Origin of the sequence: Noviherbaspirillum sp. Root189 (assembly GCF_001428545.1) — a bacterium.
Classification (GTDB): Bacteria; Pseudomonadota; Gammaproteobacteria; order Burkholderiales; family Burkholderiaceae_D; genus Noviherbaspirillum.
This window is the reverse complement of sequence record NZ_LMHZ01000001.1, coordinates 136506-149289: the sequence shown is the minus strand read 5'-3', so window position 1 is coordinate 149289 and position 12784 is coordinate 136506. Positions and strand designations below refer to the sequence as shown.

9 protein-coding genes are annotated in these 12784 nt (G+C 59.4%); 7 read left to right on the top strand and 2 right to left on the bottom strand.

Annotated features, from left to right (window positions below; translation table 11 throughout):
- Positions 1–251 precede the first annotated feature (251 nt).
- The gene (locus tag ASE07_RS00720) at positions 252–563 is read right to left on the bottom strand and encodes a hypothetical protein (RefSeq protein WP_057288874.1); all 312 of its coding nucleotides are present in this window, start codon (positions 561–563) and stop codon (positions 252–254) included.
- A 246-nt stretch (positions 564–809) separates the two neighbouring features.
- On the opposite strand from ASE07_RS00720, the gene ASE07_RS00715 reads away from it, so the two are divergent.
- The 3 genes from ASE07_RS00715 to ASE07_RS00705 all read left to right on the top strand — a co-directional run bounded on the left by ASE07_RS00715 (position 810) and on the right by ASE07_RS00705 (position 3802).
- Positions 810–1208, top strand: coding sequence for an aminoacyl-tRNA synthetase (locus ASE07_RS00715; protein WP_235548298.1), 399 nt, complete (start codon positions 810–812; stop codon positions 1206–1208).
- 161 nt (positions 1209–1369) lie between these two features.
- A complete protein-coding gene (locus ASE07_RS00710; RefSeq protein WP_057288873.1) occupies positions 1370–2500 on the top strand; it encodes a methyltransferase in 1131 nt (376 codons plus the stop codon).
- A 177-nt stretch (positions 2501–2677) separates the two neighbouring features.
- Positions 2678–3802, top strand: coding sequence for a sensor histidine kinase (locus ASE07_RS00705; protein WP_057288872.1), 1125 nt, complete (start codon positions 2678–2680; stop codon positions 3800–3802).
- 93 nt (positions 3803–3895) lie between these two features.
- Here the strand turns inward: ASE07_RS00705 and ASE07_RS00700 are convergent, their stop codons facing one another.
- Positions 3896–6571, bottom strand: a complete 2676-nt coding sequence (locus ASE07_RS00700) for a bifunctional acetate--CoA ligase family protein/GNAT family N-acetyltransferase (protein ID WP_057289060.1) — start codon at positions 6569–6571, stop codon at positions 3896–3898.
- A gap of 302 nt (positions 6572–6873) precedes the next feature.
- On the opposite strand from ASE07_RS00700, the gene ASE07_RS00695 reads away from it, so the two are divergent.
- The 4 genes from ASE07_RS00695 to argS all read left to right on the top strand — a co-directional run bounded on the left by ASE07_RS00695 (position 6874) and on the right by argS (position 12764).
- On the top strand, positions 6874–9105 hold the full coding sequence (locus ASE07_RS00695) for a S8 family peptidase (RefSeq protein ID WP_057288871.1): 2232 nt from the start codon (positions 6874–6876) through the stop codon (positions 9103–9105).
- 122 nt (positions 9106–9227) lie between these two features.
- Positions 9228–10457, top strand: coding sequence for a GGDEF domain-containing protein (locus tag ASE07_RS00690; RefSeq protein ID WP_057288870.1), 1230 nt, complete (start codon positions 9228–9230; stop codon positions 10455–10457).
- Positions 10458–10565: 108 nt separating this feature from the next.
- Positions 10566–10970 carry a gamma-glutamylcyclotransferase family protein gene (locus ASE07_RS00685; RefSeq protein ID WP_057288869.1) on the top strand — a complete coding sequence of 135 codons (405 nt, stop codon included), beginning with the start codon at positions 10566–10568 and terminating at the stop codon, positions 10968–10970.
- Between the two features lie 66 nt (positions 10971–11036).
- Positions 11037–12764, top strand: a complete 1728-nt coding sequence (gene argS / locus ASE07_RS00680; RefSeq protein ID WP_057288868.1) for an arginine--tRNA ligase — start codon at positions 11037–11039, stop codon at positions 12762–12764.
- The last annotated feature ends 20 nt before the right edge of the window (positions 12765–12784 follow it).

The window sequence follows — 12784 nt, the reverse complement described above, 5'->3', positions numbered from 1 at the left end:
TCCGGCGTATTGCGTGCAAAAATGCATGTCATTGCATTCTCGCCTGTTGATTTCCTGTAGCGTTCGGGAAAGATTACCTTTGTCTGCTACCAATACCCTTGCCTTTGTACAAGACGCGTTGCTATAGTCATTCCACATTCTTCGCACTCACCACGGACCTCCGCCAAGAACGCCGATACAAGAGCAGATTCATCAAACTGGGGCCATTTTCCGGAGCGGTTAGGGTGTCAGGAATCTACTCCTGTATCGTTTCAAAAGCTCGCTCCGGCGAGCTTTTTTATGCGTCTGCCGGCTGTGCCCGCCTTTCCGCTGACTTCGTTGCGGTGCAACTTGGGTAAATGCCAAGGTTCGGTGTAATATTCGAGCACAAAAAAATCCGCCTCAGGAAGGACGGGAGACAAACAAAAGCCCGCGCGATACAGATTGCGCGGGCTTTTCCTTTTATACCTCGCGTCACCCGGGAACCAGTATGGATAGTTATCACCGTCATCTATACCGGTCATCACAACAATAAAGAAGACAATATGCTGCTGCGCATCTACAGTGAGAACTGTCTCCTCCAACTCTCCAAGAATTGGATTAACCCGCTACCGCAAGGTTGCGGGTTTTTTTTCGCCCGTGTTTGACCGTTGTGTTTGAGCGGGTGGTGTCGGATTGGCCTTTAAGACACGAACTAACTGGCCTTTAAGACACGAACTAACGCTGCACGTTTCGAAACCGGATGAACCACTAGACATTCTGGCATCTAATTCCTATATCTTCGTAGTACCCGGATAAACTCGATAAACTGGACGGAGACCGCGATGCGCATGAGCGACGAAGAATACTTCCGCAGCTGTGTGGCCAAAGAACGCCATCTGGCGCAACTGCTCGGGCATGAGGTCGAGGAATACTACGAAAGCGCTGGCGTCCTGTGGGAAGGGACGCAGGCAATGCCGCAATGGACGCGTGACTGGGCGGCATGCGGACCGCTGATCGCCCGTTACGGGATTGGGCTGCGCTTTGTCGCTGACGAAGGTAGCACAGAGCCACATTGCGTGATCGCCGGCTCGTCGACCGTTCGCTTCTCCGATCATCCATCGAAGGATCGCGCCATCATGACAGCCATTGTCAAGGCGGTAATCTGCCATCTGGAACATCACAGTGACCATAAGCATGGACCTTCGGCCTCAGGACATCCTGTTTCACCGACATTGCATCGATCTTAACGTTATCGGTCGCCACTTCGTGCTGGTTGCGGCGCTTCTTGCCGTTACTAGTCGTTTTCCGGCTTAGAATACCGGCCAATCTTCTTACGCCCCCAGGAATCCATGTTCCAGCCGTCTCCCGATTTTCCCTCCGACCATTTGCGTGTACCGGGAGCCGCAGCATGACCGACCTTGCCACCATTAGCTGGGAAGAAAATGGCCAGCCGCATTCCGCTCGCTGGCGATCCGAAGCCGGCGTGACACCGCCCAAGCGGGTGGTGATTGCGGACGACCGGATGACGGCCGATAGTGCGTATCGGCTGGCATGCGAAGGCACTGCACTCCTGTGGCGCGGCGATTTCCAGAATGCCCGTCAGTTGCTGCAGGCGCTTGCACGGCGTGTCGACCGCAAGCCGAAAAAAGGCCGCGCACCGGCGCCATCCCTTACGCAAGCCTTCCACCTGCACCGGCAGGCGCAAGCGCAACGCGCACGCACACTTGGCATGCTGTTGTTACCCTTTAATGCCGGCCATGTCATTCCACTGCGGCGGGCACCCGACGTGCACCTGGCCTGCGAAGAAGCTTACGGGGCGGCCGACGCGCCTTATGTCGCCTCGCTGCGCGAGTTGCTGGGTCTGATTGGCGCGCACGAATGGCGCAAGAAGGGGGTCGACATTCCTGCTCTGGGCGCACGTATCCATCCTTGTTACGGGGTGTTTTCCCCAGTGCGTGGCGAGTACGTCGACCTGGTGGCAAACGCACCCTTGCCGTCGACCGAACGTGCATTTGATATCGGGATCGGCACCGGAGTGCTGTCGGCGGTGCTGGCCCACCGTGGTGTGCGGCATATCGTCGGGACCGACCAGGACGCGCGGGCACTGGCTTGCGCGCGCGACAATATTGCGCGTCTCGGCTACCAGCAACAAGTCGATATCCTGCAGGCAGACCTGTTTCCGCCGGGGCGCGCGCCTTTGGTCGTCTGCAATCCGCCATGGGTGCCTGCGCGTCCTAGCTCACCGATTGAATACGCGGTGTATGACCCGGATAGTCGCATGCTGCGGGGTTTCCTCGACGGACTGGCTGACCATCTCGAACCGAAGGGAGAAGGCTGGCTGATCCTATCGGACCTGGCCGAGCACCTTGGTTTGCGCCCGCGCGCGCAACTGCTGGAATGGATTGGCAACGCCGGGCTCAACGTCGAGGCCCGCATCGATGTGCGGCCGCGTCATCCCAAGGCCGTTGATGCTGAAGACCCATTGCATCAGGCTCGCGTCGCTGAAGTGACTTCGCTTTGGCGCCTCAGGCTTGCTTAGCATTTTGGGACGCCAGTGTTTTCCAAAACGGCAAGAAACCTGACGGTGCTGCGCATTTTCGTGTCCACCTAGTAAAATGGCGTGTTTTTGGCGCGAAGTCATTCCTGTCATCAACAGCCTGGATCCCCGTTGCTACAGCGGGGCTCAATGCCGCCACGTATTTGCTTTGGAGACGTAGTGAAACTTTCCACATTCATCAACGACAACATCGGACCGATCGTTGCGGAGTGGGAAACGTTCGCCTCTACCTTGCTGCCTGCTGCACGAACGATGACGCCGGTGGCGCTGCGCGATCATTTCCACGACATTCTCAAACGCATCGCGACTGATATCGAGACACTGGCCGCACCGGGTCAGGCAGCAAACGAAGCGACCATTGCGCAGGCGCGCTGCCATGATGCAGCGGCCGCGCATGGCGCGGTTCGCCATGCGGCCGGCTTTGAATTGCATCAGGTGAGTGCGGAATTCCATGCCTTGCGCGATAACGTCTTGCGTACATGGATTGCACACGACTTCGCGAAGGATGAGCAGGCGTTCACACAGATGCTGCGCTTCAACGACGCCGTCGACAAGGCGATGGCGGATTCGCTGGCGCGTTATGCGGAAGAAGTCGAACGCTCGCGCAATATGTTTCTCGCCATTCTCGGGCACGACCTGCGTACTCCGCTGAGCGCCATCATCATGACCAGCCAGTATCTGGCGACACCCGGCATTTCGCAGGACAGGCTCAACGAAGCCGCTGTACGACTCGGACGCAGTGCCGAGGCAATGAGTGCAATGATCAAGGACTTGCTCGAGTTCACCCGTTCGCGCCTGGGCAAAGGTATTCCTGTTCTACCTGCGCCATGCGACCTTGGCAAAGTGTGTGCATCAGCGCTGGAGCAGATACGGGAGGCGCATCCAGCACGGCAGTTCGACCTTGAAGTCTCCGGTCCCATGGATGGCGTGGCCGATGGCGAGCGTATTGGCCAGGTGCTGTGGAACCTGTTGAATAACGCCGTCCAGCATGGCGCGCGTAACCAGCCGGTGGATATCAGCGCCCATGGCGATGCCGATGCCATTACCGTACGGGTGCGAAATCACGGACCCGCAATTTCCGCAGAAAGCCTGCAAGTGATCTTCAACCCGATGATTCATGTCGGTGTCGATGACGATGACAGCTCGATGCCGCCGGCCAACCTGGGACTGGGATTGTTCATCGCGCGCGAAATTGTCCACGCCCATCATGGAGAGATAAGTGCGGCTTCATTGGATACCGAGGGGACAGTGTTTACATTTACCTTGCCTCGTTCAAGGAAGTAGCGCCTCATGTCGGTGATCGGTGATCGGTGACGTGAAGCTCCGAAATCTGCTTGCTGAGATATCTGCGATTGCAGGCGCAACGCACAATCATCATTACAGCGCCCGCACGCACAGCCTAAAATCCGGATCCTCTTCAAAGCGGCGCACCTCGAAGCCGAGACTGCGCATCAGCTTCAGCATCGGCACGTTATTGGACAGGACCAGCCCTTCGATTTGCGACAGTCCCTTGCTGCGTGCCACATCCATGATGGAGAGCAGCATGCGCGAGCCGATGCCCTGACCATTGAACTCATCCGCTACCGCGAGTGAAAATTCGCAGGTGGTGAAATCCGGATTGGTGACATAACGGGAGACCGCAATGATGCGCTCGGTTTCCTTGAAGCCGCCCACATCGTCCGTCGTACGCTCGCGGCGGATCGCTACCAGGGCCATCTCGCGGTCATAATCGATCAGTGTGAAGCGCGCCAGCATCTTCAATGACAATTCCCGCATTGTCGACACAAAGCGCATGTAACGGCTTTCCGCCGACAGGCGCCGCACGAAGTCCTGCAGCATTTCGGCATCGTTCGGATAGATAGGCCGTACGATATAGCTGCCACCGCCGCGCAATGGCCATTCCTCTTCACGGTCTGATGGATACGGGAGGATCGCCAGGTGGGGATAATCACCTGTGCCGCGCGGTACATGGTCAATCACGATGCGTGCATCGACCACCAGCGATCCTGTTGCGTCAACGATCACGGGATTGATATCCATCTCGCGTAATTGCGGCAACGCGCACACCATTTCGGATACGCGTAGCAGGATTTGCTCCAGCGATTCGCGATGGGCCGGCGGTGCGCCACGCCATGTGCCAAGGGTGTCGGCCGAGCGTGCGCGATCGATCAGGCGCTGGGCAAGAAATTGATTGAGCGGCGGCAGTTCAATGGCGCGATCGTCGATCAACTCGATCATGGTGCCGCCCGCTCCGAACGAAATGACCGGGCCGAAAGGTTCATCCGTCGTGACGCCGATATACAGTTCGCGCCCACGCGGTTTACCCGACATGTTCTGTACGGTCACGCCGTTGATGCGCGCATCCGGGCGCAGGCGCGCGACGGTGGCCATCATGTCTTGCCAGCTGTCGCGTACCGTGGCGGCGTTCTGCAGGTTGAGCGCGACGCCGAGCACATCGGATTTGTGCGGAATGTCCGGTGAGTCGATTTTCAGCGCGACCGGATAACCGAGCTGACTGGCGATCAGGATCGCCTCGCTGGCCGAACGTGCCAGCATGGTTTTGGTGACCGGGATATGGAAAGCGGACAGCAGAGCTTTGGATTCCATTTCCGTCAGCACCTTGCGCCGTTCAGCAAGCACGCTCTCCACCAGGATGCGCGCACCTTCGAGGTCGGGCTTGGCCAGTGGTGACAAGGGTGGCGGTGTCTGGTGCAGCAGTTGCTGGTTCTGGTGGAACGCGGCGATGTTGCTGAAAGCGTCGACCGCCGCTTCAGGCGTGCGGAAGGTCGGAATGGCGGCGCGGCTGAGAATGGAACGTGCTTCCGCCGCCCGCTCGTCACCCATCCAGCAGGTAACCAGCGGCTTGCCGATCGACGGCAACAGATCGGCAAGGGCGCGTGCTACCGCTGCCGTATCGAGCTCCGGTTTGGGGGCGAGGATGACCAGGATGCCGTCGATCTGGCTGCCCTTGGCACAGGCGGCGACCGCGGCATGGTAATGCGATGCACCGGCGTCTTCGCCCAGGTCCAGCACCGATTCGAGATGGGCCAGCGGCGATAGCTCCTTCGCGAGCGCAAAAGCCTCGCCGCTGGTCAACGCACCAAGCTCCAGTCCGAGTTCATTGGTCCAGTCGGCGGCCAGCACACCCGGGCCGCCGCCATTGCTGATAATGGCGAGCCGCTTGCCTGCCGGTAGATTGCGCCCCGATAAACCCTTGGCCGCGGTGAATAATTGCACCAGCGTACGTACACGCACAGCCCCCGCGCGCTGCAGGGCGGCATCGAAGACATCGTCGCTGCCGACGATGGCGCCGGAATGCGTCAGTGCCGCAGTCGATCCGGCCGGTTTGCGGCCAGCTTTCAGCACGAACACCGGTTTGACATTGGCTGCTGCACGCAAGGCGCTCATGAAGCGGCGTGCGCTGCGTATGCCTTCCAGGTAGACAACAATGCTTTGCGTCGCGCGGTCCTGCGCCAGGAAATCGAGTACGTCGGCAACATCCAGCGCGGTACTGGCCCCAAGCGACACTACAGTCGAAAAGCCGACGCCGTTCTTGACCGCCCAGTCCAGGATCGAGGAACCCAGCGCGCCCGATTGCGACACCAGTGCAAGCGAGCCCTGCTGCCCCAGCGGTCCGAGCGTACTGGCATTGAGTGCCATGCCAGGCCGCTGGAAGCCCATTGAATTGGGGCCAAGCAAATGAATGCCATGTTGTTTTGCAATCGTCTGCAGCGTACGCGCCAGCGCAGCGTCCACACCACTAGTGACGATCAATGCCGTCTTGCTGTGGATGCGGGCCGCGACTTCGAGCGCAGCGGCCAGTTGCTCGTTGGGCAATGCGATGATGGCGAGGTCGGATTGTGACTGGGCGAGCTCGCTCAAGGTCCCGCTCATGCCGATGTCGAGAAAGCTTACGCGGCCCGTATAACCGGATACGCGTAACTGAGCGGCAAGCGATTTGCCATAGGCGGTCTGTGTGCTGCTTTGCTCGTCGCCGGTGAAGACCACAATCGATGTGGGTGAAAACAAGGGAGAGAGAGTGAGTTTTTCCATGCCGTTCGCCAACACGTGTGATGGGTGCGAGTTTAACAAGACAACATGCAACGTGGTGTCGTTCTCGCAAAGCTTTTTCAGCGCTTTCGTCAAGCTGCGTTGAAGCGCTTTCAACATGCATTTCAGTTGTGATCCTATGCATTGCGTCAGGGGATGCACTGCGGACAGAGCGCAACGTGGATTGTCGTTCCGACATGCTGTTGCTGCATGGCGACTGCCATGTGTTTGTGTTCCAGCATTTCATTTGCAGCACGATGCGATGCATGCACAATGGAATCATGCACTGACGCAATGGTAAAAAAATGTCGAGCCCCGTTTTGCTTGTTCCCCGCTTCATGTCGTTGGCCGTTTGTTTCGCCTGTGCTGCCCTTGCCATGCCGGCCTCAGCCGAACCGGTTGAAATGATACCGGGAGCCACGGTGCAGGCTACCCGTAGTGCACTCGAAACGGAACGCAGTAACTCCGCTTTCATCGGGCGCATTCGCGCCGATTATGCCTATGGGCTTGGGATTACCGGTAAAGGCGTGACGATCGCTACGCTGGATACCGGCATCAGCACCGATCATCGTGAGTTTTCGCAGGCAGGCAAACTGCTGCGCGGCTTTAATGCGGTCAATGGCAGCAGCGATGTCACCGACCGTTCAGGACATGGCTCACATAGCGCCGGCATTCTGGCGGCGGCGCGTGACGGACGCGGCATGTCGGGGGTGGCGTACGATGCCATGCTATTGCCGATCAAGGTTTTCCCGGATCGCGGTAGTGGTTCGACCGCGGCGCTCGACATCGGCCTGCGTTATGCAATCGGCAAGGCATCGATCGTCAACATGAGCCTCGGCGCTTCCAGCGTCTACGATTCACGCGCAATGCAGCAGGCCGTGAAGGGCGGCTTGCTGATCGTTGCGTCGGCCGGCAACGATGGCAGCCCGTCGGTCGGATGGCCTGCACGTTTTGCGCGGGAAGTCTGGGCCAACAACCAGATCATTGCCGTCGGCGCGGTCGATGCGTCCAACAAGATGGCGGCGTTTTCCAACCGGGCCGGCGACGTCGCCGCGTGGTATCTGGTCGCGCCCGGTGTTGGCATCTACTCCAGTTATCGCAACGACCAGTACGCGACCATGAGCGGCACCTCGATGGCGGCGCCGGTAGTCAGCGGCGCGGCCGCACTGCTGATGCAGATGTGGCCTTCGCTGCGCGCCGATCAGGTCGCCACGATCCTGCTGGTGACCGCCACTGATCTCGGCGCACCCGGTATCGACCCGATCTATGGACGCGGCTTGCTCAATGTGGAAAAAGCCATGCAACCGGTCGGCACGCTGACCACTACGACCTTCAACGGCAAGACGGTCAGCGTACTTGCCGGCCTTACCCAGCCATCGTCAGCCACCAGCAAAATATGGAGCCTGGCGACGTCCGGTCAGTTGCGCGTCGTGGGCAGGGATGATTTTGAACGAGATTTTGGCATCGACCTGGGCGCCACCGTGGCAAGGCCGACATCATTGTCGCTGGACAGGGCAATCGGCGATATGGATCGCCGTATCGAAGTCGCCGAACAAGTGCTGGCCGATGGCAGCGAATTGTCGCTGGCCTACGAAAACCGGCGGCCGCAGATGGGCTTGTCGTTTGCCGATGCGCCGCGCCGCCGGCTTGCGGCGTTGTCGTTGCAACGGCAAGGCGGCGGCGGGATGGAAACCGCATTTGCGCTGGGCGGATTTGCAGGCGCTTATTTTGGTGCTGCAGCACTGAAGCCGTCGCCATCCATGTCGCTGGCGGAAGTCAGCGCATTGTCCAATCCCTATCTATCGTTGTTGCCGGCGACGTCGCATGCAGGATTTGCCCAGGAATTTCATGGCGTGAAGCTCAAGTTCGGCGTTATCGACAGCGGCAGCGACAATCTGTTGGTCGCTTCACCCGATAGTTATCTGCCGGCATCCGTCGCGCCACGCGCAAAGGCAGGCGTGTTCGAACTGTCCAAATCTTTCGACGGCGCGGCGGTGTCGTTCTCCCTGTCGCAAACGCGCGAAAGCAATGCCTACCTCGGGTCGTATTCCAGCGGTATGCTGGGTCTTGCCAATCGTGCATCGACCAATTCGGCCCAGTTCGCCGGGGCGCTCATGCTGACCCCAAAGCTGGCTCTGGCCGGGCAGGCTGCCTACGGCATCACACCGGGCGGCCGTATCATCGACAGCCTGATCACCGAAGTCACCGCGACCCGTACCAATGCGTTTTCGCTGGCGCTGGTCGGTGCCGATCGCTTCCGGGAAGGCGATCGCGTCAGTATCTCGGTTGCGCAACCGATGCGCACCTATGCCGGCAGTCTTGCGCTTGATGTGCTTGCCGCCAATCAGGCGCGCGAGCATACGGTGTTTTCCATGGTGCCGACCGGTCGTGAAACCCGGGCTGAGCTGAACTACCGGTCACCGGCCGGAAGGCTGGCGACCGTCGGCATGATGTTCATGCTGCGCCGTGCTCCCAACAATATCGCCGATGCACCGATGGATAAGCTGGCCGCGTTGCGCTATACCGCACGCTTTTGATCGCATTGCTGTTTTTGCCAATCGCCGGCTGAAGTCGCCTGCCGCACATCGCGGCGCTGGACGCCGGGTGCGCACGGCGCTAAGCTCGCAGCATCTGTATTCGGAGGCTTAACGCCCCAATTATGTCACGCGATACCGCATCAGAAGAACGCACTGTTCCACCGGCTGAAGGGGCTGGCAATTTCTGGAGCCGCAGCGAAAAATTCTCAAGCCAGGAAGAGCGCGCCTATCAGCTCGAAATGGATAGCGTACGTGAACGCCGAATGACTAGGACCGGGGTGGCCGGTGTCGTGCTGTATGGCGCTTTTGCTATCAGCGACAAGACCATGGTGCCCGATATTTATCAGCAGGCATGGGCGATACGCTTTCTGCTCGTAATTCCGCTGATGCTGTTGTGCACTTTCACCGTGTACAAGCTGAAAAGCCTCGTGATGCGAGAGATCGCCATCTCGCTGGCCATCGTGATCGGCGGCGCCAGCCTGCCATGGATCGCCGGCCTCAGTTCGCATCCCAACGCCATGCATTATCAGACCGGGGTCACGCTGATTATCCTGTTTGGCAATATCGTCGTGAACCAGCGTTTTCGCAGCGCCCTTTGGACATCCGTGATCCTCGTCATCCTGCACGGACTGACGCTCAGCAATCTGCCGTTGATGCCGCCTCATGTACGTTTCAACAATTGGCTGTTTTGCCTGTCGGCGGTGGCGATCAGCCTGATCGCCAATTTCCGTATGGACCAGGATCAGCGCCGCGCCTACCTGGCCCGGGCGCGCGAACATGTACGCAACGAAGAGCTCAGTCATGCGGTGGAACTACTCGCTAGGCTGTCGGCGGAAGATGCGCTGACCCAGCTGGCGAATCGCCGCGAATTCGACCGGCGGCTTGGGATCGAATGGGGACGTGCGCGCCGTGAAAATTACCCGCTGGCCCTGATCCTGGTCGACGTCGATAATTTCAAGAACTATAACGACCACTACGGACATCCGGCCGGCGACGCCTGCCTGCAACAGGTCGCTGGTGTACTGCATTCGGTCCCCAAGCGTTCGGCCGATCTGGTGGCCCGTTTCGGCGGCGAAGAATTCGTGGCCCTGCTGCCTGCCACAAGCGCCGCCGATGCCGTGGCAATTGCTGAAAAAATGCGGCAGGGCGTGATCGATCTCCAGATTCCCCATGCCAGCTCGCAAGTTGCGCCCGGGGTGACCGCCAGCTTCGGCGTTGCAGCTTTGCTGCCATCTGACACGTTACAGCCGGCTGATCTGGTCGCAGCCGCCGACGCCGCACTGTACAAGGCGAAAGAACAGGGCCGGAACCAGGTCGTGATGACTGAACAAACGATGGCAATGCGGCAATAAGGGCGTGACGCCAACGCCTGTTGTGGCGCTACAATCGAAGGTCTTTGATCGCTGATCCGCAGACTTCAGTCACCTTCGTTATCTTCGCTGTCTACGCTAACTCATCTCATGTCCACTCCTATTTTTACCTATGGCTCACTGATGTTCCTGCAAGTCTGGAGCCGTGTCGTACGCGGCAGCTACCGCTCGGCACCCGCCACGCTCGCCGGCCATGCCCGCTTTGCCCTGAAGGATGAGACTTACCCGGGCGTCATCGTCCAGGCCGACAGCAAGGTCGCCGGCTTGCTGTACTTCGAGGTATCGGCTCCCGATGTAGCTGCCCTGGATGCGTTTGAAGGCCACGAATACCGGCGCGTGCCGGTCGGTGTGACCCTGGAATCCGGCGAAACGGTCGAAGCGCACACCTATCTCTACCTGCTGCCGGAAAAGTTGTCCGATTCACCATGGTTGCCGGAAGCTTTCCAGATGGAGCGCTTCATCGGGTCGTATTGCCGTGAAAAACTGGGGGAGTAGAGCCGGTATAATGGCCGCTTTCCCCAATTGCTCAAGCCCGGCCGCGTGCCGGACGCTATTTTTCCCATGCTCGCTTCACAAAAACAACAGATAGTCGACCTGTTTCAGGCCGCGCTTGCGCCGATCATTGCCGGCACCGAACTGCAACCCAATGTCGTGCTGGAGCGCCCGCGCGACCCGGCGCACGGCGACATCGCCTGCAACATCGCGATGCAGCTTGCCAAGCCGCTCAAGAAAAACCCGCGTGAACTGGCGCAAGCGATCGTGGCGGCAGTATTGGCCAACAAGGGTGAACTGATCGAATCGGCCGATATCGCCGGCCCCGGCTTCATCAACCTGCGCGTGGCTGCCACCGCCAAGCAGGCGGTGGTGAAGACAGTGCTCGCTGAAACTGCACACTTCGGCAAGAGCAATGTCGGCGCCGGCAAGAAGGTGATGGTTGAATTCGTATCCGCCAATCCGACCGGTCCGTTGCATGTCGGCCATGGCCGACAGGGTGCGCTTGGCGATGCGATGGCATCGCTGCTCGATGCCCAGGGTTATGACGTCACCCGCGAGTTTTACTACAACGACGCCGGCGTCCAGATCGGCAATCTGGCACTGTCGGTGCAGGCACGCGCCAGGGGTTTCAAGCCGGGCGACGCCGGCTGGCCGGAATCGGCTTACAACGGCGACTATATCGCCGACATCGCGGCCGATTTCCTGCAAAAGAAAACCGTCTCCGCCAGCGACGGTGCGCCGGTTACCGCCAGCGGCGACGTCGACGATATCGAATCGATCCGCAAGTTCGCAGTCACCTACCTGCGCCATGAGCAGGATCTCGACCTGTTGGCCTTCGGCGTCAAGTTCAACAATTACTATCTCGAATCCTCGCTCTACATCGAGGGCAAGGTCGCCTCGGCGGTCGATGCGCTGGTCAAGGCCGGCAAGACCTACGAGCAGGATGGCGCGCTGTGGCTGCGTACCACCGAATATGGTGACGACAAGGACCGCGTGATGAAGAAGTCCGACGGCACCTATACCTATTTCGTGCCGGATGTTGCTTATCACATCACCAAGTGGCAACGCGGTTACGGCAAGGTCATCAATGTGCAGGGCAGCGACCATCACGGCACGATCGCGCGCGTACGCGCCGGCCTGCAAGCCGTCGATATGGGCATTCCGCAAGGCTATCCCGACTATGTGCTGCACAAGATGGTGACTGTGATGAAGAACGGCGAGGAAGTGAAAATTTCCAAGCGCGCCGGCTCTTACGTCACCGTGCGCGACCTGATCGAATGGTCGGCCGGCGACGCGGTCAATGAACAGGGCGAACGGGATCTGACACGCGGACGCGATGCGGTGCGCTTCTTCCTCATCTCGCGCAAGGCCGATACCGAGTTCACCTTCGACGTCGACCTGGCGCTGTCGCAATCCGACGAGAATCCGGTCTATTACGTGCAGTACGCGCATGCCCGCATCTGTTCGGTGATGGCACAGTGGGGCGGCGATGAAACCACGCTGAACAATGTGGATGTTTCGCCACTCACTTCGCCGCGCGAGGCAGCGCTGCTCGCCAAGCTCGCCGAATATCCGGAGATGCTGCAAAAAGCACTCGACGAACTCGGACCGCATCAGGTAGCGTTCTATCTGCGTGACCTCGCCGGCGAACTCCACAGCTACTACAACGCTGAACGCGTGCTCGTTGACGATGTGTCCATAAAAATGGCGCGACTGGCACTGATGTGCGCGACGCGCCAGGTCTTGCGCAATGGTTTGGCACTGATCGGGGTATCGGCGCCTGCGCGAATGTAGGCATGGGTCCGGACCCATGT

Excerpts from the sequence above, each read along its gene's own strand:
- ASE07_RS00715 (WP_235548298.1), top strand. The coding sequence starts at position 810 with ATGAGCGACGAAGAATACTTCCGCAGCTGTGTGGCCAAAGAACGCCAT.
- ASE07_RS00710 (WP_057288873.1), top strand. The coding sequence starts at position 1,370 with ATGACCGACCTTGCCACCATTAGCTGGGAAGAAAATGGCCAGCCGCAT.
- ASE07_RS00700 (WP_057289060.1), bottom strand. The coding sequence starts at position 6,571 with ATGGAAAAACTCACTCTCTCTCCCTTGTTTTCACCCACATCGATTGTG.
- ASE07_RS00695 (WP_057288871.1), top strand. The coding sequence starts at position 6,874 with ATGTCGAGCCCCGTTTTGCTTGTTCCCCGCTTCATGTCGTTGGCCGTT.
- ASE07_RS00690 (WP_057288870.1), top strand. The coding sequence starts at position 9,228 with ATGTCACGCGATACCGCATCAGAAGAACGCACTGTTCCACCGGCTGAA.
- ASE07_RS00685 (WP_057288869.1), top strand. The coding sequence starts at position 10,566 with ATGTCCACTCCTATTTTTACCTATGGCTCACTGATGTTCCTGCAAGTC.
- argS (WP_057288868.1), top strand. The coding sequence starts at position 11,037 with ATGCTCGCTTCACAAAAACAACAGATAGTCGACCTGTTTCAGGCCGCG.